General features: G+C 53.7%; 26 protein-coding genes and 1 pseudogene. 8 read left to right on the top strand and 19 right to left on the bottom strand.

Going from position 1 to position 25,939, the window contains the following annotated elements; all coding sequences use genetic code 11:
• Nucleotides 1-50: 50 nt before the first annotated feature.
• A complete protein-coding gene (locus ACO06L_RS08190) occupies nt 51-1,340 on the bottom strand; it encodes a cation:proton antiporter (protein ID WP_202347795.1) in 1,290 nt (429 codons plus the stop codon).
• Between the two features lie 231 nt (nt 1,341-1,571).
• Between ACO06L_RS08190 and ACO06L_RS08195 the strand changes: the two genes are divergently transcribed.
• On the top strand, nt 1,572-1,775 hold the full coding sequence (locus ACO06L_RS08195; protein ID WP_202347796.1) for a CsbD family protein: 204 nt from the start codon (nt 1,572-1,574) through the stop codon (nt 1,773-1,775).
• A gap of 722 nt (nt 1,776-2,497) precedes the next feature.
• Here the strand turns inward: ACO06L_RS08195 and ACO06L_RS08200 are convergent.
• From ACO06L_RS08200 to ACO06L_RS08230, 7 genes and pseudogenes are all read right to left on the bottom strand, one after another.
• Complete coding sequence (locus tag ACO06L_RS08200) at nt 2,498-3,058, bottom strand: hypothetical protein (protein WP_202347797.1); 561 nt, start codon at nt 3,056-3,058, stop codon at nt 2,498-2,500.
• Nucleotides 3,059-3,118: 60 nt separating this feature from the next.
• Complete coding sequence (locus ACO06L_RS08205; RefSeq protein WP_202347798.1) at nt 3,119-3,628, bottom strand: hypothetical protein; 510 nt, start codon at nt 3,626-3,628, stop codon at nt 3,119-3,121.
• Between the two features lie 569 nt (nt 3,629-4,197).
• The gene (locus ACO06L_RS08210; RefSeq protein ID WP_202347799.1) at nt 4,198-5,106 is read right to left on the bottom strand and encodes a hypothetical protein; all 909 of its coding nucleotides are present in this window, start codon (nt 5,104-5,106) and stop codon (nt 4,198-4,200) included.
• A 91-nt stretch (nt 5,107-5,197) separates the two neighbouring features.
• Nucleotides 5,198-6,019, bottom strand: coding sequence for a hypothetical protein (locus tag ACO06L_RS08215; RefSeq protein WP_202347800.1), 822 nt, complete (start codon nt 6,017-6,019; stop codon nt 5,198-5,200).
• 98 nt (nt 6,020-6,117) lie between these two features.
• Nucleotides 6,118-6,942: pseudogene (locus ACO06L_RS08220) on the bottom strand (IS3 family transposase); the annotation flags it as partial.
• Complete coding sequence (locus tag ACO06L_RS08225) at nt 6,927-7,298, bottom strand: transposase (protein WP_421845538.1); 372 nt, start codon at nt 7,296-7,298, stop codon at nt 6,927-6,929. The gene ACO06L_RS08225 and the pseudogene ACO06L_RS08220, both read right to left, overlap by 16 nt.
• A gap of 77 nt (nt 7,299-7,375) precedes the next feature.
• Nucleotides 7,376-7,696: a hypothetical protein gene (locus tag ACO06L_RS08230; RefSeq protein WP_202348346.1), complete on the bottom strand. Its 321-nt coding sequence runs from the start codon at nt 7,694-7,696 to the stop codon at nt 7,376-7,378.
• Between the two features lie 770 nt (nt 7,697-8,466).
• On the opposite strand from ACO06L_RS08230, the gene ACO06L_RS08235 reads away from it, so the two are divergent.
• The gene (locus ACO06L_RS08235) at nt 8,467-9,435 is read left to right on the top strand and encodes an integron integrase (RefSeq protein WP_202348345.1); all 969 of its coding nucleotides are present in this window, start codon (nt 8,467-8,469) and stop codon (nt 9,433-9,435) included.
• A gap of 158 nt (nt 9,436-9,593) precedes the next feature.
• Here ACO06L_RS08235 and ACO06L_RS08240 read toward each other — a convergent pair whose 3' ends face one another.
• The 3 genes from ACO06L_RS08240 to trxC form a co-directional block, all read right to left on the bottom strand.
• Nucleotides 9,594-10,073, bottom strand: coding sequence for a hypothetical protein (locus tag ACO06L_RS08240; RefSeq protein ID WP_202348344.1), 480 nt, complete (start codon nt 10,071-10,073; stop codon nt 9,594-9,596).
• A 92-nt stretch (nt 10,074-10,165) separates the two neighbouring features.
• Nucleotides 10,166-10,882 carry a substrate-binding periplasmic protein gene (locus ACO06L_RS08245; RefSeq protein ID WP_202348343.1) on the bottom strand — a complete coding sequence of 239 codons (717 nt, stop codon included), beginning with the start codon at nt 10,880-10,882 and terminating at the stop codon, nt 10,166-10,168.
• Between the two features lie 257 nt (nt 10,883-11,139).
• Nucleotides 11,140-11,580, bottom strand: coding sequence for a thioredoxin TrxC (gene trxC, locus ACO06L_RS08250; RefSeq protein WP_202348342.1), 441 nt, complete (start codon nt 11,578-11,580; stop codon nt 11,140-11,142).
• 74 nt (nt 11,581-11,654) lie between these two features.
• Between trxC and ACO06L_RS08255 the strand changes: the two genes are divergently transcribed.
• The gene (locus ACO06L_RS08255) at nt 11,655-12,458 is read left to right on the top strand and encodes an SDR family NAD(P)-dependent oxidoreductase (RefSeq protein WP_227716096.1); all 804 of its coding nucleotides are present in this window, start codon (nt 11,655-11,657) and stop codon (nt 12,456-12,458) included.
• A 9-nt stretch (nt 12,459-12,467) separates the two neighbouring features.
• On the opposite strand, the gene ACO06L_RS08260 is transcribed toward ACO06L_RS08255, so the two are convergent.
• Both ACO06L_RS08260 and ACO06L_RS08265 read right to left on the bottom strand, forming a co-directional pair.
• Nucleotides 12,468-12,851, bottom strand: coding sequence for a DUF2750 domain-containing protein (locus ACO06L_RS08260; protein ID WP_202348340.1), 384 nt, complete (start codon nt 12,849-12,851; stop codon nt 12,468-12,470).
• A gap of 47 nt (nt 12,852-12,898) precedes the next feature.
• Nucleotides 12,899-13,708 (bottom strand): type II CAAX prenyl endopeptidase Rce1 family protein, encoded by an 810-nt coding sequence (locus tag ACO06L_RS08265; protein ID WP_202348339.1) that lies wholly within the window; start codon nt 13,706-13,708, stop codon nt 12,899-12,901.
• Between the two features lie 264 nt (nt 13,709-13,972).
• Here ACO06L_RS08265 and ACO06L_RS08270 point away from each other — a divergent pair, with 264 nt between their 5' ends.
• Nucleotides 13,973-14,929 (top strand): DUF2860 domain-containing protein, encoded by a 957-nt coding sequence (locus tag ACO06L_RS08270; RefSeq protein ID WP_202348338.1) that lies wholly within the window; start codon nt 13,973-13,975, stop codon nt 14,927-14,929.
• Between the two features lie 28 nt (nt 14,930-14,957).
• Here ACO06L_RS08270 and ACO06L_RS08275 read toward each other — a convergent pair whose 3' ends face one another.
• The 3 genes from ACO06L_RS08275 to ACO06L_RS08285 all read right to left on the bottom strand — a co-directional run bounded on the left by ACO06L_RS08275 (nt 14,958) and on the right by ACO06L_RS08285 (nt 18,456).
• Nucleotides 14,958-15,755 carry an SDR family oxidoreductase gene (locus tag ACO06L_RS08275; protein ID WP_202348337.1) on the bottom strand — a complete coding sequence of 266 codons (798 nt, stop codon included), beginning with the start codon at nt 15,753-15,755 and terminating at the stop codon, nt 14,958-14,960.
• Between the two features lie 19 nt (nt 15,756-15,774).
• Nucleotides 15,775-16,824 carry a mechanosensitive ion channel family protein gene (locus tag ACO06L_RS08280; protein WP_202348336.1) on the bottom strand — a complete coding sequence of 350 codons (1,050 nt, stop codon included), beginning with the start codon at nt 16,822-16,824 and terminating at the stop codon, nt 15,775-15,777.
• A 75-nt stretch (nt 16,825-16,899) separates the two neighbouring features.
• Nucleotides 16,900-18,456, bottom strand: coding sequence for a BCCT family transporter (locus ACO06L_RS08285; protein WP_202348335.1), 1,557 nt, complete (start codon nt 18,454-18,456; stop codon nt 16,900-16,902).
• Between the two features lie 139 nt (nt 18,457-18,595).
• On the opposite strand from ACO06L_RS08285, the gene ACO06L_RS08290 reads away from it, so the two are divergent.
• On the top strand, nt 18,596-19,789 hold the full coding sequence (locus tag ACO06L_RS08290; protein WP_202348334.1) for a multidrug effflux MFS transporter: 1,194 nt from the start codon (nt 18,596-18,598) through the stop codon (nt 19,787-19,789).
• Nucleotides 19,790-19,897: 108 nt separating this feature from the next.
• On the top strand, nt 19,898-22,051 hold the full coding sequence (gene ovoA, locus ACO06L_RS08295) for a 5-histidylcysteine sulfoxide synthase (protein ID WP_227716097.1): 2,154 nt from the start codon (nt 19,898-19,900) through the stop codon (nt 22,049-22,051).
• Here ovoA and ACO06L_RS08300 read toward each other — a convergent pair.
• From ACO06L_RS08300 to ACO06L_RS08310, 3 genes are all read right to left on the bottom strand, one after another.
• Nucleotides 22,026-23,135 (bottom strand): ADP-ribosylglycohydrolase family protein, encoded by a 1,110-nt coding sequence (locus ACO06L_RS08300; RefSeq protein WP_202348333.1) that lies wholly within the window; start codon nt 23,133-23,135, stop codon nt 22,026-22,028. The genes ovoA and ACO06L_RS08300 overlap by 26 nt on opposite strands.
• Nucleotides 23,136-23,214: 79 nt before the next feature.
• Nucleotides 23,215-23,988, bottom strand: coding sequence for a substrate-binding periplasmic protein (locus tag ACO06L_RS08305; RefSeq protein ID WP_064227828.1), 774 nt, complete (start codon nt 23,986-23,988; stop codon nt 23,215-23,217).
• Between the two features lie 207 nt (nt 23,989-24,195).
• A complete protein-coding gene (locus ACO06L_RS08310) occupies nt 24,196-24,645 on the bottom strand; it encodes a pseudoazurin (RefSeq protein WP_202348332.1) in 450 nt (149 codons plus the stop codon).
• Between the two features lie 188 nt (nt 24,646-24,833).
• Here ACO06L_RS08310 and ACO06L_RS08315 point away from each other — a divergent pair, with 188 nt between their 5' ends.
• Together ACO06L_RS08315 and ACO06L_RS08320 are read left to right on the top strand one after the other, a co-directional pair.
• Nucleotides 24,834-25,409, top strand: coding sequence for a demethoxyubiquinone hydroxylase family protein (locus ACO06L_RS08315; protein ID WP_202348331.1), 576 nt, complete (start codon nt 24,834-24,836; stop codon nt 25,407-25,409).
• A gap of 10 nt (nt 25,410-25,419) precedes the next feature.
• Nucleotides 25,420-25,938 (top strand): hypothetical protein, encoded by a 519-nt coding sequence (locus ACO06L_RS08320; RefSeq protein WP_064227826.1) that lies wholly within the window; start codon nt 25,420-25,422, stop codon nt 25,936-25,938.
• Nucleotide 25,939: the final 1 nt, after the last annotated feature.

Genomic DNA, 25,939 nt, shown 5'->3' on the forward strand with positions numbered 1-25,939 from the left:
GGACGGCTGCGCTGTCTGTTCGCAAGCACACACAGGATGAAAAGAGACTTTCAGGGCCCCCACCACCGCGTCATCATCGGTTTGACGGTCAACCCATGAATGATTATCGAGAGTACAACGACCACCAGCGTGATATGGATAAGCTCCAGGGCCAGCTCTTCCGGCAGGCCGAAAACAACGGCGAACATCAGATAGTAGAGAGAACCGATTCCCCGAACCCCGAACCAGCCCACCAACATCTGCAGCCGCCAAGATGCGCCAGAGCCAAGCAAACCAAGGAATACGCTGACCGGCCGAACAACCAGAAAAAGGAATAACCCCAGGCTTACAGCCCGGAGGCTCCAGGAGTCGGTAAACAACATGCCACCCAGCAGGACCACCAATACCAGTTCGGACAAGCGCTCAAGGGGCTCCTTGAACCTCAAAGAACCTTCCGATACCTCGCTGGGGCCATGAGGGGTGGTTTCGCGCGGCTGTTGGGAAGAGGCTGAAGATGCGCCCGGGCGCAGGCTAGATTCTTCATCCCGGGCCAGCGTTATTTCGGATTGCCGCAGGGAAATGGCGGTGACAAACACACCCAGAAATCCCCAGGCATCGATCAGAAGGCACACGCCATAGGTCAGGCCAATTAGTCCAAGACCAAGGAAATCGTCCAACAACGGGACCGTTCTTTCATGGGATCGCTGCCATCGCACAAGCTGAGCCAGCAACCGACCCGTGACAAGCCCGACCACAATGGCCGACGCCGTTGACCACAAGACGTCCTTAAGAACCCATCTTCCAAGCAGTTCGTCACTAACCGGGGAACCGAGTAACAACAGCCCCAACATTACGAAAGGAAAGGCGCTGCCATCATTCATTCCCGCTTCACTCGTCAGAGTAAACCGCAGGGGATCGGTATCCCCCATGTGGCGGACCTGGACGTCCGTTGCCAGTACAGGGTCAGTGGGCGCCAGTATGCCTCCTAACAAAATCGCCGCCCCCAAAGGAAGTCCAAGCAGGTAGTAACCAAAGGCCGCCGTCAGCACGACACTGATGGTCATGGAGATGAATGCCAGACGCAAAGGTACGCGCCATCCTCCCCATCCGAACGGCACTGGCATCTTCGTGCCGGCAATAAACAACGACAACAACACCGCAAGCTCCGCAAGCACTTCCAGCAAATGCGCCTGTTTCAGCGGGTTAAAATGAAATACACCGAAAATCGAAGGGCCCAGAAGCACGCCCACACTCAAATAGACCATGGACGGTGTCAGATTCAGACGCTGAAGCACTGGCGGGCGCGTCCCCATAAGAATCAGCAGAGTCCCGATAGCGACAAACCAGACGGCGTTATTCAAATGACTACCTCAGGCTCATAAGGGTTCAAAAGCTCATTCCTGCGAACCAATGTGCCAGAGAAACAGACCGGCCTCTGTGCGCTATCCCACTTGAAGACATCTGTGTTTGTTAACGCACAGACCGCGACCCGCTTTCAACGAAGGATGAATTACTGGTGGCACAGGTTCTATCAGGAAATGGGCCGCCGTTGCATGAAACCATTATCTGGCCAGAGGGCCAAAGGAGCTGAAATGAACAAGGACACCATCGAAGGCAACTGGAAAGAACTAAAGGGCAAGGTGAAAGAGCAATGGGGTAAGCTAACGGATGACCGCCTCGATGAGATTGCAGGCCGGCGTGAACAGCTGGCGGGCGAGATTCAGCAGGCTTATGGCGTCACCAGGGACGAAGCGGACAAGCAAATCAAGGACTTCGAACAAATCAGCAAGCAGTAATATACCCCCACCTAACTCTGATTTGGCTGCCTGCAGGTTTGTTTTGCAGGCAGCACTTCAACGACCAAACCATACCCACCACCATTTTTTCTGCGCTCTGTGGGCCAGCGTACAGACCCGGCAACGCTGATACCTCAATCTAACCCCCGATGTGGCAATGGATCAGCCAGTACAGGGAGTTGCATCATCCGACGCAGGGATCGCGTCGCACTAAAATTAAAGAATTTAGAAAAGGTCATCAATTATGAACAATATCGTTTATATCGTTGGTGCAGTCGTTATCGTTCTGGCAATTCTCTCGTTCCTCGGTTTTCGCTAAGCAAAGACGGACTGAGGGGTCACAAGTCACCGGTTAAACCCAGGACTTGCTCGGCCTCTGGTACCAGGTTCGCACAGAGGCTCTCGAAGGCACGCTTTGCGGCATCAGGGAGGGATTTCATTGCCTTCGACAGCATATGGTTTGGCAACCGGAAAGTTTCAGACGAGGAACGACAGTCCCGGCGAGTACACGTTCTGGTTTGAAATCCTTAAACATCAAATGCGGATTTTTCGGGGTCGGAACGCGATACTTCAAGCTGCACGACGCCGCCATTTCCCGAAGTAGTGTAGCAATGTGAAATTTCAAGTTGGTCGCAAAGCGGACATTAAGGTGCGTCGACCGAATGGCGCGTTAGTCGTCACATGGCCTCTACGATCGGTGAAGAGAACTCTTTCATCTTTCTCTACTCTACCTCTCGTGTTTTAAGCGTCGTCCTCCAGTGGCTGGTACACACGCCTTCCCAGGCCCGCTGTGTCTTCCATAGAATAAAAACCGCGTATAGAAAAAGAACTGAAGCAACTATCAGAAAAAAAGTCTCAAAAGAGATCAACTTCAATGAAACCATAATCACTGGGAAAGCCAAAACCAGCGGAGAACGGTAGCTATCTAAGAACCTGAAAGCCAACAGAAAACCGCCAACCCAAACCACAAGTAAAAGGCCCGAAATGGAGGAGCTCATCTCCTGCAATACATCAAAGTAGTCGAGCGAAGGAGCCCCCTCCGTTTTCCCTCGACGCTCTTCAAACCATTCATTATTTTTTCTGACCAACTCCTTGTATTCCTGCCATTTCTCAGAGTGTGGCGAAATGCCTCTATCCATGTTTTTAGAGAGTTCATCGATTTGTTCCGCATAAGGAGACAGTCCAAGCCTTTGTCCGCTCTCCGTTACAGAGCTTGGGACCACAAAAATCAACACAAAGCTAAGCACGGCGAGAATGAACGAGAACGACAAAATTTTAATCATTATTAACCACATCCAAAATTGCCAGTCGCCATGCCTAGCCTTGTTCAAAATGTCTGACGTTTACCCCGATGGTGACATAAGTCGTGCAATTTCATTGCGCAATTTCTCTACGGATTCTTTATCTGGGCCTGCAACGGCAAGATAGAGAAACGAAGACTCTCCCTTCTGGTCAACGCATTTAACTGCGGCCCTGTTGGGCCCATAGTTACCGTATACGTAGGTGCCACTACGAACAACAGCGGTAAAGTTTAGAGATTTAAGAGTCGAAACTCCCCTATCTGAGCAACTTTTTGCATTTAAATTCAATAAGTTGTGATGCGACCAAAGCTGTGGAGGAGAATTATTGGACTGAGATAGAAGTGATTCTTGGTCGGCAGCAAACGATTTCCGAAGCCCAAGGCATGTCGTGAACCACTTTTCCTTGAAGTCCTTAACTGCCTCGTTCCGGTTCGACACCATTCTGTTCACGGGAACTAGAAGAGCATCCGCGACCACCACTTTCGCAAAAGCCACTGACTCAGACATTTCAATCATCTCATCATCAGGCACGCCATTTTGACGGGCCTGCATAATATTTTCCGCTAAATATCCGACCAGTTCGCACGAGGGTGTCTCGCGATCCTCTGCTAGCGAGGACATAGAATGCAGTAAGAGGAAAGTAACAAGACCTCTATAAATAGGTGACATTAGCCCAAGTTCCCATTTGGTTTTTAACGCCAGCGCACAACGGCGCCCTTGGAATGGAGGCGCAGCCGCAATGTAAAGGGCGTCCGGCGGCCACCGGCCGCGAATTGATGCGCCTTGTTAGATGCCGGTTACCCCGGCAATTTATTACGGCACCCAATGCTGAATGCCCACTCCCGATACCTTGCACCAGCGCGACCCATGGCGCTAGGAACCAGAGCACTGAATGAGCGGGAGTTGTCCGACGTTTACGCCGGATTACCCCGCGACCCGAACACCAGATTAACTGCGAAAACCGCTGCCAAACCGAGGGCTGTGTTCTGCCCGAAAATTACTGCCAAGCCGCGCCCAAACACCAAACCAAAGAACGCCGGAGCCAGGCATTTAACGCCGCGCTTTGCGGCTGGTTTGGAGCGCAGCGGAAAACAAGTCCGACAACAGCGCTTTGTTAGGCATTAGCCTTCCGACTGACAATATTCTAAATGACACTTTCCAAAACCAATACTTGCCTCTAGGGCAACTTCTGCCCCACACGTTTTACAGAGATATACCAAGTCATCCTCCTTACACACCAAGCACAACGCTCCAATAGTGAAGTCTACCTGTGCTTCTATATTTAATGCATCGTAGATCATTGCGCCACGACTCTTACAGTAAGGGCAGTCGATGAAACCAGCCCCTGTAAAGTCCGAGCAGCACGAATAACAGTGTTCATTTCCAGAGTCTATAGCAAGTGATTCGTTTCCACAGTGTACACACTCATACACAAATTTTGATTGGTCTTTAGCGACTCTGTGCATTTCATGTGCATAGGGCGGAAAACTTACTAATTTTTTGAAATTTTTAGGATCTAGATTAATTGCTATGGCTTCAGATGGCCTAACATACTCCTCCGAAAGAACTGGTATAGCTATTTTTACAATAAAGTATGTAAGGTCATATTTAAGGTCGTACAAATCACCTACACCAAACTCATAATTCAGGTGAACTAGCTTGTTCCTAACTTTCTGAAAATCGTCAATAAGGTGCTCGTCATCTTTATATAAGAATACATTTTCATCAGAGGCTTTCTTTTTCAATGTATTGAACGACTTTGTATTTAATTCATTCCTTTCAAACTTAAATAAAAGCTCTTCCTCTGTAAGTGAAGAATCTGAACCTTTCACGATCCCATGAATTCCTTCGCTTTTGAGGTAGTGAGCAACTAAAGCGAGTTCAAAAGATATCTGGATAAATGTAGTGGCAATAGTGGCGGTTTCTTTAGTTAGCGCTTCGTCACTAGAGTCATCGTGACTCACTAGCTCTTTAATTGCTCTTCGAAGAAAAAGCCAAGAGTTTTGCCTAACTTTAGAAACAAGATCCAAATCAGAACTCCTTTATGCCTAACGCTTGGCTTTGCGGCGTGACGGAGCGTAGCGTAGGCACGTCCGACAACAGCCACTTGTTAGAAATCAATTACATACCAATGAATGATCGAACATCTTGGTCTAGTCTTTTTTGCAGATCACTGATTACGGGTGACAGATTATCGTCATCAGGGGTCTCGTAGTCATACCGGAAACTTTTCGATTGCCCCTCTACGCTCCCCGGCAGCACAGATACATGCAGTTGATTATCTTTCACATCCACTAAGAACTTTGCGTCAGCCCCAGAGTATTTTTCTATGATGTGATTTTTGATCGACTCTTCAACATACTTCTCTGCTGTAACTAAGATATTGCTTCTATTGAGATTACTGTCAGACGCTCTAGGATTTCTCTTCACAGAAAATTCGCCAGATTGTGTTCTGTTGTATTCCTTACTTTCCGATTCTTCAAACTCTCTTACTATTTCTTTGAGACGCTCAACATTAGCAACTTGCTTTTCCAGCTCTTCCTCGAGGTCCATTGTTCTCTTTAAAGCCTCTTTTCTTATAGCTCTTGCTTCCTCTTTTGTGAGCGGCGTTTCGTCATCAATTTTTTGCTGTATTTCTTTCAGATCTCTTTGTCTTTTTTTGGCATATTCGTAAACGTATTTGGCAGGAATTGGGTATAAGAAAATTAGAACCAAAGCGGCCGCTAATGGATAGACCAATCCATTTAGCAGAATTAAGATTCCGGACGGGAACGCGACAGCGTCGATCATTTGAAACTTCTCTTGGAGAGAAACTGAGGCGAATAATATGAGAACAAATTTATAGTTCCATACGAGCCAGGCAATACTGAATGTGGCAAGCAGCGGACTACTCACTCTCTCATGAAGTTGCGCACGAATGGTTTTGCTCAATTCATCAATCAAAGTCACATTCCTATGATTTCTAACGCCAGTGGTAATGGGCGACAACGAAGCGCAGGAAGTGCAGCGTGGACTTCCCCCAATAAAGTGGACACGCCCCATTAATTGATTCCTTCGAACTCTATCGGAGTCCGGTAACCAAGGCCACTATGCAGCCGTTGGCAGTTATAAAAGCACTCAATATAGTTACTTATATGTTTCCGTAATTGCCGCATCGTCACGAAGCTAGTGGCGTGCAGCAACTCGCCCTTCAGTGTCTTGAAGAAGGACTCCACCTCGGCATTATCCGTGCACTGTCCTGGGCGGTTCATGCTGTGCCGTACCCGGTACTGATTCAGCAGAGCCTGGGTCTTGTGGGCGCGATATTCGATACCACGATCCGTATGGAACAACAGGCCTGAGGCTGGTTTCCTGTTCGTGAAGGCCTCCCGGAGCGTGGACCTGGCGAAATCCGCGCTCAGGTTCTCACCTAGTCGCCAACTGATGATGCGTCGGGAATACAGATCCAACACCACCGCCAGAAACACGTATTTCTTACCCAGCTTGATGTAGGTGACATCGCTGCTCCATTGCAGATTCGCTGCGGCCGGTTTGTCGGCCTCCAGTCGATGATTAGGCAGGGCTTTCAGGTCTTCCCTGAGCTTCTTCATTCGGCGATATACTCGAGCAACACGGGCTTTCATTCCCCATTCTCGCATGACCCTCGCAACCCGATTCTCACCCACAATCAGGCCCTCTTTACGAAGAGCCTGATAGACTCTGGGGCTGCCATAACGGCCCTTACTGCCGTCATAGACTCTGCGGATCTTCAAGAGCAAATCAGCATTCTCAGCAGCTCTCTGGCCGGGCTTGCGGTTTGCCCAGGCGTAGTAGCCAGACCGCGAGATGTTCAGGTGACGACACAGCGACTTTACTCCGTGCTGTCCCCGGTGTTTCCAGACGAATCTGAACGCTTCCGTCGTTCCTCTGCCTGAAAACGTTGAAACTTTTTTAGGATGTCATTTTCCTCCTGAAGCTCCGCTATCCGGCGTTTCAGACGATTGATCTCATCCCGTTCCTTCAATAGCTCTTTGGCGCCCGCTGGTGCTTTCTTGACCCGCTTCATGGCGAACTTCCCTTCCCGGTATTCCTTTCGCCAGCGTGACAGCATGAAGGGGTGAATATCCAGCGCCTCGGCCACCCCTTTTACACTTCGGTGGGGCTGGTAGCTCCACTCCACCGCTTTGACTTTGAACTCAATGCTGTACCTTTGGGTCTTCTTCCCCGTGTTCATTGCAGGCATCGTTCTTCTCCTGTTGAGGAGTTATCGATGCGTGTCTACTGAAGTGGGGGAAGTGCAGCGTCCCGTTGACCGCCTGGTTATGCCAGTTGTTGCAGCCAGTCACGAAACCACTCCGTTGGCATTTGCTCTTCCTCGAAATTCTTCGTTCGGAGTTCCTCTGGTGAGTAGGTGTTCGCCAAATGTAAATCCCACTGTGTTTCTACATCAGTGAGGATTGGCAACAACGACTCTATCTCCTGCTCCGCATCAACTTCGAGATACTCACACCAAAATCTGTCACACCACTCCGCAATTTGCTTGTGGGAGTATGGCGACGTTGCCGGCTCTGCACCCCACCTCAACATCTTGAGCGCCGCTTCCCGTGTAAAAGGCATTTCTGCCGGAGTGCTCAATTCCATACTAGGTGGCTCGCACTAAAAGGGCATAACGCCAAGCTAAGCGGTGCCCTGACAAGGGCATCCGGTGGACGGCCGCAAGGCCGGGAACAAACTTGAGCGATTGGTTATGTGAATGATAGTGGACCCCCTTAACGCTTCCTGCGCTGTCTTTTCTTGGCCCGCCACTTCTTGTTGCCCTTTGATTCGCTATATGCAGCAAAAACGATGCACAGTGCGCACACACTCACTACCCCAATGCCCGTGTACTCTGGAGCATACTTTTGCGAAAGCTGAATAACGACAAAGAAAAGTAAGCTGGCACCGCCAACTCTGTAGATGAACTGTTTGTATGTTGGATTACTCATCGATGCCAGCACTATCAGAAACCATCAGAAACCATGAAAATCCTTTTCGTCAGCTTCACCACTCAACCTGTATTTACACATAACAGCTTATTAGTTTGCATTCTTATTAAACCGCAACACCATCGCCCCGTCCAAAACTGCTTCACAACCCGATTAACCGCGATTTTTCAGAGCATTACCTTTCTCTCTCAGGGGATTTTTGAGCTTCTGGTTCCGTGAAAAGTGTGCACGCGGGATATTTATGCACGTTTTTGCAAGTTTAATCCAGAGGGGCGAAATTTTCCCATTCGAAAACAGGTACCTACAGAGGTGCTTTGTGAAAAGTGTGCAGGGCCGTGCACATTAAACCGCAGGAAATTTGGCATTTTGAGAGGTTTTCCATTATAGCTGTATGGATATACAGTTATTGCGCCAAGGAGGGCGACCGTGTCGAAATCACCGTTTTTGCAGTCGGTCCGCACAGAGATCAGGACCAAGCAGTACAGCTACCGAACCGAGAAGTCCTATCTCTACTGGGTTCGTCAGTTCATCCTTTTCAATGACAAAAAGCACCCAGAAGTCATGGGTAATCACGAAATCGAGCGCTTCCTGAATCATCTCGCCGTCAATCGGGGAGTCAGTCCGGGCACTCAGAATCAGGCGCTATGCGCGATCATTTTTGTCTACAAGCATGTGCTGAAACGGGAGATTGAAAACTTACAGTACAAGATGACGAAAACGCCTCGGCGCATGCCGACCGTTCTGAGTCCCGATGAAGTCGCTTCCATTCTTCAAAACATGGAATCAGAGTATTGGCTCATTACCGCGCTTCTTTATGGATGTGGTTTGAGAATCAATGAAGCTCTTTCGCTTCGCGTGAAAGACATCGACCTCAAAAGCCGCAACTTGCTGGTATTCAACGGTAAAGGACGAAAAGATCGATACACACTGATTCCAAGCAATCTTAGAGAAAAGATGGAGCAGCAATTCGCCCATGTCAGGGCTGTACATGAGTCCGACTTGGCCGACGGATTCGGGCTTACGTCAGTGCCGGCCTCACTCCACAAAAAGTATGGACCGGCCATGAAAGACTTTGGTTGGCAGTTCCTGTTCCCATCCGCAACAAGATGCGTTCATCCCATTGCTGGTTATGTGTGCCGCCACCATCTTCATCACTCATCGTACTCTCGGCAATTGAGGCAGGCCGTTCTGGCCACGGGAATCACCAAGCGTGTGACGGCTCATACCTTTCGGCATGCCTTTGCGACAGAGCTATTGAGATCGGGAAGCGATTTCAGGACGGTTCAGGAAATTCTCGGGCATAGCGACATTCGAACGACCGAAATCTACACGCATATCATTGGCGATCGTCGGGCTGGAACCGTCAGCCCTTTTGATCGTTTGCCAAGTTCTTAATGGGCTATTTCTTACCCGTTTAAGGGGCATAAAAGCAAGGAATTGGCGGTGCGGCGAATGTTCGCTTTTGTTTAGTAACTGAGACGCTTGACTGGTCGCAAAACGAACGCCCAGTTCTGGGATAATGCTATGCGGCTATTCGTGCCATTGGGCGGGACTCACAAGAGCCAGTCTGAGAGATAGTCACCCAGGCCGAGACTGGCGATGAAAACTCCAAGAACAAGACCTGCAGGGAGGCTAAGACGCCGCAGCAGCGGCGCCTTGCGCGCCCTGTCTGGTTCACGTGCGGGCCGTATCCCACTCGGAAAGAGCTTTTTACCCAAGCGGTCGTGCAAGAACACGATAAAAAACAGTACAGCGGACAACACTGCAATGTTGAACACCGCAGCCCAAGCCCCGGTAAACATCAATTGAACCAAGCCGTTAATTGCCACCCCAAGCAATACACCAATAACGACGTTTACTGCTGAGCTTGCCAGATGGCCGGCCTGTGCAAAAAATGCGGCAGCCCGCTGAGCACGTAGTTCAGATTCTTGTTTGTCGGGCTTTGCATCTGGTTTGAGCCGCGACCAGATGACCAACGCCATGACAACGCAGATGAAGGTTAAGGCTATGAGAAAGTCGACTATGGTGAACATGAGGTCACATTTGCTCCAGCCTGAGCACGAACGATAAAAACGCCACTCTCTTCACTGATGTGCCGGACCCGCAGCAGCCAGACCTTTCACCATTAAAGGTCTGGCCGCGGCAGTTTGGGTAGCAGGGCCTCCACGTTAATCGTGTAGGTAGAGAAAAAAGCTTCCGCCGCTTCAATTAGAGCAGTCTCGTTTTCAAGTATCCCAAGATAGACCGGCCACTCGGCGTCTATCAGTTCCGTGCTGTAAAGCTCCGGATCGACGCTCCCCAGCTGTGCAAGAAACCGGAACTCCGTCTCGTTCATGACGATGTAATCGCACCGTTTGTGCAGAAACATTTGCAGCATCTGCTGGGCATTGTAGCCGTCATGGCGCACCAGATGGCTCCCGATCCGCGCCTCAAGTCGATCACTGTAGACAAACCATCTGCGAAGACAGATACCTCCCTTGAGGTCATCGAAGGAGTCCGGTTGCCGGCCAGGTTGCGCGAACACACGGTCACGCCAGGTCAACAGCGGCCCTACGGCGTGCATTCGTTCCGGCAAAGGCATCCATAACGGGTTGGCGAAAACCGCGTTGGCTAGTCCTCGTTCCAGGGCCCAGGCCTGGCGTTTGCGCGCCATCGGGAGGAAATCGGCTTCGATACCGGTCTGTATAGTGAATTCATTGATCACCTCGACCAGAATGCCCTCGTTGAGATTATTGCCGTAATAAAACGGCAGAAAGCTCTCGTCCGAACCCATAATCTTGAGCGTTTGGGAAGAAGCTGGGAGGAGCCAGAACGCCATGATGATAAACAGGACTGCTCTCATTCGGTCCTCGTTGGAGTGATCAATCGGGTAAGGCCGTCGCTTGCCCGACTATGCCTTGCTAGTTACAGACAGTTTGGCTCGAATTCTGGCCACACGCCATCAGAAAGTCGATGTCGCTGCAAAGTCAGCTTTACCCACAAAAACTGTGGATAACTTTGTGGGAACAGCTCGGATAGGTGCCTTCAGCCCTGCAATGGCAGGGCCTCAGCAATTGTGGCGTTTTAATGACCGGCCAGCGAATAAATGGCCTTATCAGGCTAGCGAATACCCTTGGATTGCAGCCATTGGCTGATCTGCGCCTGATTCATGGCGCCGCTCTGGCGGGCCACTTCCCGGCCATTCTGGAACAGGATCATAGTGGGGATACTGCGGATGCCAAACTGGCTGGCCGGCCCCTGGGCCTGTTCGGTATTGAGCTTGGCAAAGCGTACCTTGCCCCGCCAGTCTTTCGCGGCCTGCTCAAACTGGGGCGCCATCATTTTGCAGGGGCCACACCAGCTTGCCCAGAAGTCCACCAGCACCGGCAGATCACTGCGTCCGGTATGAGCAGCAAAGCTCTGGTCCGTGAGCTCCAGAACCCGATCCGGCCACAACGGCTGTTTGCAGGCACCGCAATTGCCGCCCGCTGACAGTTTATCCACGGGTACGCGATTAACCTTGTGACAGTGGGGACAGACCAGGTGTCGGATGTCAGTCATGATTAATTACCTTCAGGTTGTATACTGGAATAGATGATCTGGGCAGACGAAAAGAAATCAAGCTGGGGTTCAGGATGAAAAGACTCGATGGCAAGACCGCTTTGATCACCGGCGCGGCCCGCGGTATTGGTGAGGCAATCGCTATTAAGTTCGCTGAGCAGGGAGCAACGGTCATCGTATCGGATATCGATGACCAACAGGGCCAGGCACTGGTTGATGGCTCAAAACTGGACATGCACTATCTTCACCTGGACGTCAGCGATGAGTCCCAGTGGCTAAGCTGCGCGAAGTCTATTGAAGATCAGTTCGGGGGGCTGGACATTCTGGTGAACAATGCCGGGATTACCGGTTTCCTGGAAAGTACGGGGCCTCACGATCCGGAAAACCTCGACCTGTCTTCCTGGCAGACAGTCCATGCCACAAACCTGAATGGCGTTGCCCTGGGCTGTAAATATGGAATCAGATTGATGAAGTCCTCCAGGTCCGCCAGCATCGTCAACATTTCCTCAAGATCCGGGATTGTCGGTATTCCCGGGGCGGCGGCCTACGCGTCCAGCAAGGCCGGCGTTCGGAATCATACCAAGTCAGTCGCGTTGTACTGCGCCGAAAAAGGCTATCCGATCCGGTGTAATTCCATCCACCCCGGCGCCATCATGAGCCCCATGTGGGAAGCGATGCTTGGAGAGGGAGAAGCAAGAGAAGCTGCGATTGCCGAGGTAGAAGCTGGCGTTCCAGTTGGAAGGATGGGAACGCCCGAGGATGTTGCCTATGCGGCCCTGTACCTCGCCTCTGACGAATCAAACTACGTAACCGGCATTGAGCTGAACATCGACGGGGGCATACTGGCCGGAAGCGCCTCTGCTCCGGCCAGACGATAAAAGCCGTCTTCAGAAATCGGACATCACGTCCTGAAGATCCTGCTTGAGCTCTGCAGGTTCGGTGATCCATACCGTTTTATCAGGGCCGGGAAACACACCCACATCGAGGCCATCCTTCGTTAAGCCGGGGACCCATTTCCGGAAGAAGTCCGGCAGTGAAATACTGCGGGGAGTCAGCTCCTCCCCGCCTTTGGCGTACTCGGAGGCAAACACCGAAGTTGGCCACACCGGCAGGTATTCCACATCGCCGTCGTCCGAGGCGATCTTAAGGAACCGGCTCTCGCCATTAACCAGAATCCAGATTTCCCGCTCTTCGGCCACCTGGCTCAGGAAGTAGTCGTACCGCTCTTCACCATCCATTTCCATTACTTGATTGAGGTCTTCACCGCTCATGTCAGGTACGCCACTCCAGTCGTTTGCTTTTGGGTATTTGCCGGAGACTAACACGGATTTGGCGGAGACTGGCGGCCGCTTTTCCAAAACATTATCAGCAACGCTGCAAGGGCCAAGTTGCCGAACAGCATGAAGGGGTACATTTCCGGGGAGATTCGCAACCATTCGCCAGTAAAGTTCATCATGGCATGGAAAATCAGGACTGCCAGAATGCTTCGACCGGTGCGGTTATAAACGAGCACAATCAACAGCGTATGGCAGATGATCATCGGCATCCACCAGTAAAGCTCGGGGTGAAACGTGGTGTTGGCGTAATACCCAGGGAAAAAGACGAAGGGTGCGTGCCAGAGCGCCCAGACCGCGCCGTTCACCAGGCCAGCCACGACCGGACTGAAACGCTGTTGCAGGGCCTCCAGGTAAAAACCGCGTAACCCCACCTCTTCCACTGCCGGAAACACAAAGGAAAGAACCAACAAAAACAGCAAGGGCCCGGGATTAACAAACAACTGCCAGTTGGTATCAAGGGGCTCGCCAGTAACGCCCAGAAGCACCGCCAGACCGGCCATGGCAAGATCGTACGCCAGCCAGAAGAACAGGATGATGAGCCACCAGCGGCCGGGGATACGACGCCAGTCCGTCAGGCGCCGCCACAAGTCTCCCAACTGTTCTTTTCCACCGTTCGCAGCCGCCAGGCCAAGACCGGCAACGACAGGGCTGGCCCCGCCGATCAAGAACCAGATCAGGTTTGGAAATGCCCAAACCGAGGAATCCGAGAGCAGCACCGGTATCCAGAAGAGATAGGCCCATCCCAGGTAAACCAGTGGAAACGCTGCTAAGGGGTGTTTAATCAGCGGCACTATCTTCGCCTCTCACTACCTGCCTATTATCATTATGCAGTGGGCTCGCTCCTCGGCCACACCACGACAAGGACAACCGCCAATGCTTTCTGCTGATCAAAGCACGCAATCCGACGCCGTACCTTATGACACCTGCATCTTCGTAGTGGTGGCCATTATAATCGTCTGGCTGAACCGCGAGACACTGTTTACACGTAAGTACAGCATCATCGATGGGTACCCCCAACGAAACCGCGTCCAATTCAGAATGATCGGAGCTTCCGAATGAAAAAGTACCTTGCTCTCCTGGCTCTGTTCATCGCAATCCCGAGCTTTGCACAGCCGGCACCTGCCCGGCCGGGATTCAGTGGTGAAGTCTCACTGAATGCGGTAATTGTCTCTTCAACCTCCAACTTTAACGTCGATGGCGATGCAACCATCAGTTCCCTGGAGAACAAGGCAGACAGTGAGTCAGAGGGCCTGATCGCGCCCCTTGGCAACGTTGCTTATACCTTCGGCGATGGACTGAATCAGCAGATTTACTTTGGTACCACCAGGGAAGATATTGCGGTCGGCACCCTGGCCGTGCAACTCGGGTATAAATACAGTCTCAGCTCGGGCACCGTGGTGGATGTTTCCTTTTTGCCCACGGTGATTTCGGGAGAAACCTGGCAGAACCCATATGAGCTGAATACGCCAAGACAAGAGACCGACATCTCGGGCAACGCCTATCGCCTGCAGTTGAACAGCATTTCCGGCTCTAACTTTAGTCTGGACCTTGCCTTTGCGACGACGGATGTCGAGGACGATCTGACCGCAGGAACCGATCTGGCCCACGATGCCGAAAGTTACTACGCCAAGGGCAGTTACCGCTTCACTCTCTCGCGGACCAGCTTTGTCTCACCCTCTGTCCTTTACATTCAACATGACGCCGATGGCAGTGCCAGCAGCTTCGACGCCTATGGCGCCGAAGTCAGCTGGTTCAATATTCTGGGCAGGCACAGCCTGGTACTGACCGCAGGTTTCACACAGCGGGACTACGACAGCGCCAGCACACTATTCAGCAAAAAGCGCTCGGATGATGAGCTAAGCCTGTTTGCAGCCTACGAGTACCCGAAGTTCATGGGCTGGAAGGATTGGTCGTTCATTTCGTTTGCCGGCTATGGCGACACCCAATCCAACCTGACCTTCTACGATGAATCGTCGTACCTGTTTGCGGTGGGGCTGAACTACAAGTTCTGATCAGCCCCCGGCTTTGATCGGCTGAACCCTAGGATCGAGCCCTCGCCATACGGAACAGGGCCTCTGGCGAAATTCGCTTGATCCAGAGGGCGGCCATTTCCTTGCCCTTCCCCACCGGGATTTCGCGCTTCTTGGCCTTGAGGCCCTTGAACACCACCTCGGCGCACTCGGTAACGTCCATACCGCCAGCAATATCTTCATCTTCCTTGCCGTAGGCTGAGCCATCGCCGGCGAGGGCATTGCGGGAAATGTCGGTGCGAATGAAGCCGGGCGTGATTGTCGACACGCTTATCCCCTGGCCTTCCACCTCGGCGCGTAATGCATCAAAGAACCCCATAACCGCATGCTTCGCGGCGCAGTACCCTGTGCGCATGGGAGCGCCGACCTTGCCGGCAACGCTGGAGGTCACAGCAAGGTGGCCGGAGCCACGTTCCAGCATATGGGGCAGCACGGCTTTGGTCAGGGCAATCTGGCCCATCACGTCCACATCCATGAGCTTTTGGTAAACGGACATCTCGGTGTCCTTGCACAGGGAACGCTGTGACACACCGGCGTTGTTCACCAGCAAATCGATGGTGCCAAACCTGTCCAGTACCGTCTGAACCTTGCCAGGCAGGGAATCCCAGTCGGTCACATCCAGCGGGAGCACGAGAACCTGGTCGCTCGCCAATCCAGTGGCAGCCCGGCAACGTTCAGCAACACGCTCCAACTCATCTTCCCGGCGAGCGGAAAGAACCAGACGATCGCCATTCTGTGCAAACTGCAAGGCAAGCGCTTCGCCGATGCCAGAGGAGGCGCCGGTTATCCATATGGTTTGGGCAGACATGAAGGGTCCTCGAAAATACTCAGTTTTCAACCACCCGGGCCCGGAGCCTCGGGAGCTGGGCCGGGTAGTGTTCCTGGATGAAGGTTACCATGCCCTCCCGGATCGCACATCTGAGGTCCCAGTTCTTGCTGGAGTCCGCAGCGCTCATCAAGAAACGCACCTGGATCGCCTGGTCACTGGAATCGGTGACCTGTACTGATGAAAACTCACCGTCCCAGAGCCCGGAGTCATTCAGCAACCGGGTAAACTCCTGCCTGAGTGGTTCAACCGGCATGGTGTAGTCCACCCAGATAAAAACTGCTCCCAGCAACTCTGAGGTATTTCTCGACCAGTTCTGGAACGGATTCTCGATAAACCATTGCAGCGGAACAACGAGGCGACGCAGATCCCAGACCCGCAGGACCACGTAGGTCGCCGTCACTTCCTCCACCCAGCACCACTCGCCCTGCACGTGCAGGACATCGTCTATACGGAAGGGCTGGGTCAGGGCAATCTGCATGCCCGCCAGAAGGTTGCTCAGGACGGGGCGGGCCGCGAAGCCAAGAATCAGGCCGCCGACACCAGCAGAGGCCAGCAGGCTCGCGCCCATATGCTGAACGGACTCGAAGGTCATCAGGGCGGCGCCCAGGCCGATAATAACAATGAGGATATTCAGCGCGCGGACGAGAAAACGGGTCTGGGTTTCAACCTTGCGCGCCCGCTTCCACTGCCCTTCCAGCACCGGATTGAGCGCGACAATGACCTCACCAATGGCCGAAGTCAATCGAACGGCCGCCCATGTAATGGCCAGCACGAGCAAGAGGGTTGTAACCTGCTGGATCGCCGCCATCAAAGGCAGATCCGGTGGGGCGGTTTCCAGAGAACCTGCCAGAGCAAGCAGGCAAAAGACCACACCAAGAGCCCGGGCAGCGGCATCCAGAAACAGCCGGATGACCGTTCTGGATTCTGAAAAATGCCGGAACACGGCGAGGGCCAGACGGTAAACGATGTAAGTTATCGCAACCGCGAGAATCGCCGAAAACCCCGGCCACAACCACGCCGTGAAACCGGCTTCAAACGATTCCAGCATCAGCCCTCCCGGAGCTTTCAATCAGAGAAGTCAGCCTGCGAACACCTCCCTGTATTCGCTCGGCTGTATAAAAGCCTAGACCAGCCCCTGCTCCCGTGCCATCGCCATGGCCGCTTTCGGCCCGGTCCAGAGCGACGGGAGGATAATCAGTGAAACCGGAATCGCTGTCAGCACGATAAACTGCTGGAGCACACCAATCTGGCCGGCGCCCATATACAGAAGAATGGCCGCCATCAATGCCATGGCACCACCCCAGAACACACGGATCCACGGGTTGGGTTCGTCATGGCCAGCCCCGACCATGGCAATGGAATAGCTCATGGAGTCGCCGGTGGTGGCCACGAAAATGGTTGTCAGCAGCAGAATCGCAGCCGCCATCCAGGTGCCGCCGGGCAAGGCCTGCGCCACGGTCAGTGTGGCCACATCAAAGCGGAAGTTGTTCAGTGCTTCGGTCAGGTCGAAGGTGCCGGCAAGCTGGTGGTAAATGCCGGAACCACCGAGCAGTGTGAACCAGATGGTGGTCGCGATGGGCGCCAGAACAGCCACGGCCAGAACCATTTCCCGGACCGTCCGGCCCCGGGAGATTCTGGCGACGAAGACCGCCATCAACGGCGTGTAGCCAATGAACCAGGCAAAGAAGAACACCGTCCACCATTTCATCCACCAGGCCGGGGCGGTTTCAGCGGTCATGGTTGCCATGGCAAAGAACGAGGTGACGTATTCGCCCATCGACTGGGTGTAGGTATTGGCCAGGAAGAGCGTGGGGCCGAAGACAAAGATTACCCCGGCAATGACCAGTGCCAGAATCACGTTGAAACGGCTCAGCAACTGAATGCCCTTGTGCAGACCGGTCATGGCCGAGGTCATGTAGACGCCGGCCAGCACCACCAGCACGGTCAACTGGGTGCCATATCCGTCCGATACGCCAAACAGCTCATGCAACCCAAAACTCATCTGGGTGGCCAGAAAACCGATGGGGCCGACGGTTCCGGCCACCACGGCAATCACACAGAAGGCATCGATGACACCACCGACGCGCCCCTGGATGACTTTCTCACCGAATACCGGGTACAACAGCGTTCTTGGTTGCAAAGGTTTGCCCTGTCCGTAGTGGGCCCGCGTCAGCACCAGAGCCGTGAGGGAGCCGAGCACAGCCCAGGCCAGAAATCCCCAGTGCGTGAACGACTGGGCCATTGCAGGAGCAACCGCCGAGGCTGAGCCAGCTTCGGTATCAAAGGCCGGCGGTGTGACAACGAAGTGGTAAACCGGTTCCCCGGCAGCAAAAAACACTCCGCCCCCGGCCAGCAGGGTGCACATGATCATCGACAACCAGCGAAACCGACCAATCTCCGGCCGATCCAGTCCGCCGATTCGGGCAGCGCCGGCCCGGCTCAGGGCTGTTCCCATAGCGATAAAAAACGTGAGTAGCAGCAGCACCTGGAAAAAAGAGCCCAGATAGGTTGCAGTCCACGCAAACCCGGCTCCGATCAGGTCCGCCACGTATCCGCTGTCGACGATAGACGCTCCCACGAACAGAAGTATGAAGCCGATCGTGAGCACGAGAACAACGGGATCGCTGTCTGTAAGCGGCCCTCTTCGGGCTCGCGGGAGAGATTGGGATTGAGCGGTCATAAGGTCTGCCTCCGGAAGAAAAAGCCGCGCAGGCTACAGGAAGTGAATGGATCATGCACGGGGGATTTCTGAAAATACGCATGGTCTGATGAAATATGCCACCGTATTGTTAGGATTCTATCTTTCAAGGAGATCACTCTTGTCGCATCTTCACCTGGCCATACTGCTGGGCATGACCGTGGCACTCGGGCCATTGGCGCTTGATGCCTACCTGCCCGCTTTCCCGGAGATCGCCGACGGCCTGGGCGTTGATCACGGGCACGTGGGGCTTACGCTCAGCGCCTATGTCACCACACTGGGCCTCGCCCAACTGGTAGGCGGTCCCCTGTCTGACCGATACGGGCGCAAACCGGTGCTTTTCGGGGGGCTACTGATCTTTATGGCAGGCGCAGTCATGGTATCGCTGGCCGATAGCCTGTCCGACATGGTGTTCTGGCGGATAGCGCAGGGTATTGGTGGCGCCTTCTGCGCGGTTTCGGTGCCTGCGATTGTTCGCGACGAAGTCAGTGGACAAGACGCTGCCCGGCTGTTCGGACTCATTGGCCTGATCATGTTCATAGCACCCGCTGCGGCGCCGTCGCTGGGTTCACTGATGCTTGCACTGGGTGAGTGGCATTGGATATTCCTGATGCTGGCCGGCTATGCCGGGTTTCTTGTGCTGACCCTGCAGGTGGCGCTTTTCCCGAGGCTTCAACCCCGCACACCGACAACCACGCCTATTCGCTCCCTGGTGACCAATTACCTGCTGGTGCTCAGGCACAAAACCACCATGCGCTTTATCGGCATTCAGGTTCTGTGTTTCAGCACCATGCTGTTATTCATCACCCATTCCTCTTTTATCTATCAGGAATGGTACGGCCTCTCAAACAGCACGTTTGCCATTCTGTTCGCCGCCAACATTGCGTTCATGGCTGCACTGAACCTGATTAACCGTCCGCTGCTGAGGCGATTTTCCTCGGTGCAGCTGGTGCGCGCCCAGGTTATTGCACAATGCCTGGCGCTTGTCGCTCTGGTTGCCAGCGTGCAGTTCCAGGGCCCCCTCTGGATGGTGGCAGGCTGTATCATCGTTGCCATCGGCTGCCAGGGCGGCATCGTGCCCAACAACATGGCCAACGCCATGGAGTTCTTCCCCAACTTAAGTGGCACCGCGGCCGCTCTGCTGGGCGCATCGCAGTTCACTATTGCCGGGGCCGTCACCACCCTCTCTTCGGTCTCGGGTGACCAGACACTCCTGAGCATCGCAGTTTCAATGCTTGCCTGTTCATCGGGTGCCGTTGTTCTTGCCCTGGGCGCGCCCAGGGCGGTAGCTTTAGCGAAAGAATCTGGTTTGTAACAATTTCAGCAAAGGGATCGTCTAAACAGTTTTCGGGGGGAAATTGAACCATCCCCCACAAAGAAGACGTATTGCTGTTAGCAAACACAACAAAGGACGTGTCCAGAAATGACAATGCCAATACCGGAAGTGCAGTCCCCCAGCCGAGCCCTCAAACCCGGAGTCGGCCTGCTCAGAACGCCGGATCTGAGTGTTGGGTCTGTGGAGGACAAACGCGCTGAAATCGCTTCCTACTTCACGAACACCTTTGATACCTACACGCGCCTTTTCGACTGCCTCGCCGATGATTCGGGCTATTTCCAGAAGTCGATTCCCCTGAGACACCCTCTCATTTTTTACCTCGGCCATACCGCGACTTTTTTCGTCAATAAACTGGTGCTGGCCAAACTCCTCCCGGAGCGCATCGACCCTCACATGGAGTCGATTTTCGCGGTGGGCGTTGATGAGATGAGCTGGGACGATCTGGACGAAGATCATTACGACTGGCCCACCGTTGTCGAGGTGCTGGATTACCGGGCTAAAGTCCGCGCCACCGTTCTGGACCTGATTGAAACACTCCCGCTTAGCCTGCCGATCAATTGGGAGAGTCCCTGGTGGCCGATCGTCATGGGCGTCGAGCACGAGCGTATCCATTTGGAGACCTCGTCTGTGCTAATCCGCCAGCATGATCTGGCAAGGGTCCATCCGCAGCCGGAATGGGCCCCGATTCGTGAAACCGGTGAAGCGCCGGAAAACGAACTGATTACCGTGCCAGCCGGCACAGTTTCAATCGGCAAATCTTACGATGACGCCTACTACGGCTGGGACAATGAATATGGCGAGCATGAGGCCGAGGTCGATGAATTCAGGGCCAGTCAGTATCTCGTCAGCAACCAGGAATTTCTGGAGTTTGTTGAAGCCGGTGGTTACCAGGAAGACCAGTTCTGGAGTGACGAAGGTTGTGCCTGGCGGCAATTCGCCAGGGCGAAGCATCCGACTTTCTGGCGCTGGCAGAACGGTTGGCATCTGCGCCTTATGACTGAAGAGGTCGAGATGCCCTGGGACTGGCCCGTCGAGGTCAACTACCACGAGGCCAAAGCCTTTTGCGAGTGGAAACAGGAGCAAACCGGCCAGCCAATCCGCCTGCCAACCGAGGACGAGTGGTACCGCCTGTGCGCCGAGGCCGGCATCGAAGAAGTGGGCCATGATCCCGCAAATGCCAACCTGCATCTCGACCATGGAGCATCTTCTTGCCCGGTTACCCGGTTCCGGCACGGTCAGTGGTTCGACGTTGTTGGCAACGTCTGGCAATGGACGGAAACACCGACCTATCCGTTCGATAATTTCAAGGTGCATCCGCTGTACGACGATTTCACAACGCCGACGTTCGACGGGCAACACAACCTGATCAAAGGCGGCTCCTGGATTTCCTGCGGCAACGAGTCCCGGTTATCGGCTCGTTATGCTTTCCGGAGGCACTTCTTCCAGCATGCCGGCTTCCGCTACATCGCCTCCGAAAGCGAAGCAGTGCAACCCAATGCTTACTATGAAAGCGACCGGTTGCTGACTGAATACGCAGAGTTCCACTTCGGTGACACCTGGTTTAGTGTGGAAAACTTTCCGAAGGCCCTGGCGGATCTTGCCCTGGATGCGATGACGGGCAAGCCAACCGGAAAAGCCCTGGATCTCGGCTGTGCCTGCGGCCGGTCCAGCTTTGAATTGGCAAAGCGCTTTGACGAGGTGGAAGGCGTCGATTTCTCGGCCAACTTTATCAGGCTGGGCGTGGAGATGGCCGAGCAGGGCTCCATTCGCTATGCGCTGGCAGAGGAAGGTGAGCTGGTCAGCTATCACACCCGGACACTCAAAGAGCTGGGCCTTGAGGAATGCTCAGATCGGGTAAGCTTCTACCAGGGCGATGCCTGTAACCTGAAACCGCAGTACTCGGGCTACGACCTTGTTCTGGCGGCCAACCTCATTGATCGCCTTTACCGCCCAAGGCGCTTCCTGGACAGCATCCACGAGCGCATTAACGACGGTGGCCTGTTGGTTATTGCCTCCCCCTATACCTGGCTGGAAGAACATACGCCCAAAGACGAGTGGATTGGCGGTTTCAAAAAGGACGGTGAGAACCACACCACGCTGGATGGCCTGAAAGAACACCTCTCACAGCATTTCCGGTTAGTCAGTGAGCCGAAAAAAGTGCCTTTCGTTATCCGCGAAACCCAACACAAGTTCCAGCATACCCTGTCTGAAGTGACTATCTGGGAGCGCTTGCCGCGCTGATCAGCGCGGTGATCTCCTCACTGATCGCCTTGTGGTCCACCAACTGATCGAACCAGTTGGTGGCCACTTGACCGGTCGTCAGGCCCAACAGGGTCCCCAGCACGATGCCTCTGTGAACGTTATCGCCACCCAGGTTGGTGTTCATGCGCAGCGCCAGCCATGGATCGTTCCGGTACTTGTAGGCCAGGTAAAGAACAACCGGCCAGGAGTCGGAGATATAACACGCCGGCGAATACATCCGACCTACGACCTGGTTGTCGGGGAGGTTCCGCTTGACCAATCCGGCGACATCCAGCCCGCCAGCACCCTTGCCAGCCTCTGAAAGCAGCGCCTTGATCCCCTCGTCATCCGGACCTTCGAGCAGACCACAGAGAAGTTTCACGTAGCGGTCGCAAACCTTCATCAAGCTTTCATCCGGATGGGTCAGCGCAAGATGGTCCCGACAGCGGGCCTGAATTCCGGTTACGTCCCTGCCACGAAGTCGCTCCGCAAACACCAGTGCGGCAATGGTCACCAGGCCACCGATGGAAGGCGTATCGTGGGTAACCATGGCACACTGCTGCGCCGGTAAACCCTTCGCATAATTGGCGAAAAACCCTCGGTGGTAGGATTCAGCATAGGTATCCGGATGCGCCGGTGGATCGGCGGTCATAAAGCCGATGTACGCCGAAAGAAACGCCTGAGAACTGTATTCACCGTTCCCGTCCGCCAGGCAACGCATGAGCACGCGGCTGCAATGGGCATTCAGGGTGTTCTCGCCCGCGCCCATTCCATGGTGATAATGCACGTTCGGCACATTCCAGAACTGGCCACGGCCCTTAAGGATCACGTTGCCCACAATTTGCGGCTCCGCCTCAGATTTATGACCAGAGCGACGACCACCGCTTCGGGTCGAGTGCAAAGACATGATGGAAGATGGGTGAAAGTCAGGTGCAGCTTCAAATCCCTGGATGCCGCCCGGGAAAGCCTTCTCGATATCCATAGGGTTGTAATACCAGTGTACGGGCATGGCGAGGGCATCAGCCACGAATTGTGTTTTCAGTGCACTGGCAATGCGGGGAACATAAGCCGGGTCGCTGCTCAAAACGTCGCCTCCTGAATAGGTCGAATCGAATTGTAATTACGCCCATTATTGCGGAGCAGAGCTGTTCCGAGGCAGGATTTTATCTGCGGTATTCGAAAGGTTCTTCGAGCATGATTCGGTCGATAGTGCCATCCTCGCGCATATCCTCAAGAACCTTATCGATGTCTGCTAACAAACCGGCTGCCCGCCCAGCTTTTGCCAGGCCTATTCGGAAACCGACTGACTCGAACGGCCCTTCATGCGCCACCATCCTCGCTTTCAACAGCGGATAATCATGGAGCGCATAGTCCGCTGCCATCCGGTTGACCAGAAAAACATCTATCCAGTGACGATCCAGACGCCTGAAATTACCCAGAATTGATGGTGCTTCATCCACCATAAGATTCGATTGCACTACAGCAGTGTTAAATGGCTCACCATAATTGAAACCTGTCACCACCCCAATTCTGAGCCCTTGCAAATCGGCAAACCTCGAACGCGGAAGGGCGTGGGGGCTATCAATTCGGTACCAAAGCAGGTTGGCATCGGAAATGATCGGGCGACTCATGAGCAGAAACTGCTTTCGCTCCTCGTTTTCGGTGAGCAGCATGATGCCGTCAACGTCGCCATCCTCTGCCATTTTGAGGCATCGAAGCCAGGGAAGAATTCGCAACTCGACCGGTCGCGCAATTCGGCCTGATACCTCATGCAAGAAATCAACTGCATATCCACCGATGGCTAAACCATCGTCATTACCATAACTGTAAGGTGGCCAATGGCTGTTACAGAAGAGGAGAGGCTCGTCGGACAGCTCATCACCATAGACAGCCTGAAAAGAGAAAAACAAAAACAAAAAACAGCCTAGAACCTTCATCGGGACGCACTCGAGAAAAATACGCTTCAGCAGAGCTGTACATGAGGCTTACAAACGAATTCTGAACGCCCTCAAACTTATTGTAGCCGCTTTTATACGCCGACGAATTGACTATGGAAGGTTTGACCAAAATTTACTTGGTGGGTCAGCTTTGCTTAAGGAAACGAAAGCAGCCGCGGCAAAAGAACCGCGGCTGGGATGGAGAAGTTACTTCTCAACCTGTTCGAAGTAGCCAGTCAACCGCTCCTTGTTGGTGGCGGCTGCTGCGGTCAGTTTATCGACGGCCGCTTTTGCAGCGTCATAGTTCGCCGGCTCACCTACCTGAATCACGCCAGCCATGTTCAATGCCGCGTGGGGCGTGCACTTGTAGACGTACACTCCTTCCTCATTAAGCGTCACTGTGATGCCCTCGTTCATGGCGCCCTGCCAACCATCCGCGCCCTCAGGCACTTCTACGGAAACGGAGTTGTGGGCCGGGTCCACCAGAACAAATTTAACTGTGTCGCCGGGCTCAGCTTTCACGAAGCCTGGCTCGAAGACCATGGCACCGTCAGCGCCGGAGTTTTTCATCTCGACAACGTGCTCCGCTGCCATGGCGAAACCGGAAACCAGTGTCAGTGCAATTGCGGTCAGACCGTTCTTGAAAGTAAGTTTCATTTTGACTTCACCTCATTGGTTGGTCGTTGAAAATACTCAAAACGGTACGCGCCTTAAACACAGTGGGATTCTTTTCCGGGCTAAGGGCATATCCTTATGGGAATGACACTCGTGTTTCGCCAGCGATCGAGCCTGAGAACCAAAGGTGGCCTCGTTCGTACAAACCTTATCGTGTCTGCGGAAATTTAATGATGGCGGAGCTTAACATCGACGGTATACACCACCAGCTCTCTCAGGTTGGAGTAAGCAGGCAATTCGAGCAGGAGCTGCGTTGCAGTCATGCGGGAGAAACCGGTGCCGTTTGGATTTACCGGGGAATTCTGGCGACGCGCCCCCGAAAAGAGCTGCTGAATTTCGCAACGGAGCACCTGGCGTCGGAGAGCGAGCATCTACGTTTCTTTAACCAGCTTCAGTGCTGCTATCGCCCAAGCCTGCTGCTGCCACTGTGGCGCCTGGCCGGCTTTTTGACGGGTCTTATCCCGGCATTGATGGGAAAACAGGCGATTTTCGCCACGATCGAAGCCGTGGAAACCTTTGTTGACCTGCACTACCAGGAGCAGATCAAAACGCTTTCTCCGTATGCATGGCGCGAGTCGGAGCGGGCTATACTTGCAGGATTCGAGAAATGCCGGCTCGACGAAGTCCACCATCGTGACGAAGCCGGGCAAAATCGATCCGCTGAAGCGAGTCTTCTTCTAAGGCTGTGGACAGGGCTCGTGGGGGCCGGTTCCAAAGCGGCTGTCCAGTTTGCCCGACTGATTTGAGAGTCATTCCATGAGCCTGATAACCAAACCCTTCGATGACAGCGGCGTTGAAATGGTGGACGAGATCGCCCACTACGGCACAGCCATCTCGAAACGGCTCGAACAATTCCGATCGAAACGACAGCTTCGTCACGACACACCCGGCGGCTACTCGGGCATCGTGATCTCGGCTTCCATCTGCAGCGCGATGGGAAACATCATCGAACGCTCGAACCAGAAGCCTTTTCGTGCCGGATACGCCCGAGCAGCCCAAACGTTGTTCTTTGAGCACGTATCCCCGGATACACCATCAATCCCTGCAACTGTTGAGGATTGCCGCTCTTCTCCCGAGCTCCTGCAGGTCATCAACACCTTATTGGCAGACGACCAGGTACTGCCCGCCGATGGCAGCGTTTCACTCCAGACCGTCATGATGGCTCTGGTCTGGTCGGCATTGACCTTTGCAATGGAGTCTCTGCCGCCGGAGCAAGCTCGCTCCTATGTGCAGCAGCAGATCCTGAACGGAGACCGGGAATCGGCTCGCCATTAGG

Origin of the sequence: Marinobacter sp., assembly GCF_965229985.1 — a bacterium.
Classification (GTDB): Bacteria; Pseudomonadota; Gammaproteobacteria; order Pseudomonadales; family Oleiphilaceae; genus Marinobacter.

Excerpts from the sequence above, each read along its gene's own strand:
- ACO06L_RS08275 (WP_202348337.1), bottom strand. The coding sequence starts at position 15,755 with ATGTCTGCCCAAACCATATGGATAACCGGCGCCTCCTCTGGCATCGGC.
- ACO06L_RS08200 (WP_202347797.1), bottom strand. The coding sequence starts at position 3,058 with ATGATTAAAATTTTGTCGTTCTCGTTCATTCTCGCCGTGCTTAGCTTT.
- ACO06L_RS08225 (WP_421845538.1), bottom strand. The coding sequence starts at position 7,298 with ATGCCTGCAATGAACACGGGGAAGAAGACCCAAAGGTACAGCATTGAG.
- ACO06L_RS08320 (WP_064227826.1), top strand. The coding sequence starts at position 25,420 with ATGAGCCTGATAACCAAACCCTTCGATGACAGCGGCGTTGAAATGGTG.
- ACO06L_RS08270 (WP_202348338.1), top strand. The coding sequence starts at position 13,973 with ATGAAAAAGTACCTTGCTCTCCTGGCTCTGTTCATCGCAATCCCGAGC.
- ACO06L_RS08260 (WP_202348340.1), bottom strand. The coding sequence starts at position 12,851 with ATGAGCGGTGAAGACCTCAATCAAGTAATGGAAATGGATGGTGAAGAG.
- ACO06L_RS08285 (WP_202348335.1), bottom strand. The coding sequence starts at position 18,456 with ATGACCGCTCAATCCCAATCTCTCCCGCGAGCCCGAAGAGGGCCGCTT.
- trxC (WP_202348342.1), bottom strand. The coding sequence starts at position 11,580 with ATGACTGACATCCGACACCTGGTCTGTCCCCACTGTCACAAGGTTAAT.
- ACO06L_RS08240 (WP_202348344.1), bottom strand. The coding sequence starts at position 10,073 with ATGTTCACCATAGTCGACTTTCTCATAGCCTTAACCTTCATCTGCGTT.
- ACO06L_RS08280 (WP_202348336.1), bottom strand. The coding sequence starts at position 16,824 with ATGCTGGAATCGTTTGAAGCCGGTTTCACGGCGTGGTTGTGGCCGGGG.
- ACO06L_RS08315 (WP_202348331.1), top strand. The coding sequence starts at position 24,834 with ATGATGGCGGAGCTTAACATCGACGGTATACACCACCAGCTCTCTCAG.
- ACO06L_RS08255 (WP_227716096.1), top strand. The coding sequence starts at position 11,655 with ATGAAAAGACTCGATGGCAAGACCGCTTTGATCACCGGCGCGGCCCGC.
- ovoA (WP_227716097.1), top strand. The coding sequence starts at position 19,898 with ATGACAATGCCAATACCGGAAGTGCAGTCCCCCAGCCGAGCCCTCAAA.
- ACO06L_RS08305 (WP_064227828.1), bottom strand. The coding sequence starts at position 23,988 with ATGAAGGTTCTAGGCTGTTTTTTGTTTTTGTTTTTCTCTTTTCAGGCT.
- ACO06L_RS08195 (WP_202347796.1), top strand. The coding sequence starts at position 1,572 with ATGAACAAGGACACCATCGAAGGCAACTGGAAAGAACTAAAGGGCAAG.
- ACO06L_RS08205 (WP_202347798.1), bottom strand. The coding sequence starts at position 3,628 with ATGCAGGCCCGTCAAAATGGCGTGCCTGATGATGAGATGATTGAAATG.
- ACO06L_RS08230 (WP_202348346.1), bottom strand. The coding sequence starts at position 7,696 with ATGGAATTGAGCACTCCGGCAGAAATGCCTTTTACACGGGAAGCGGCG.
- ACO06L_RS08245 (WP_202348343.1), bottom strand. The coding sequence starts at position 10,882 with ATGAGAGCAGTCCTGTTTATCATCATGGCGTTCTGGCTCCTCCCAGCT.
- ACO06L_RS08310 (WP_202348332.1), bottom strand. The coding sequence starts at position 24,645 with ATGAAACTTACTTTCAAGAACGGTCTGACCGCAATTGCACTGACACTG.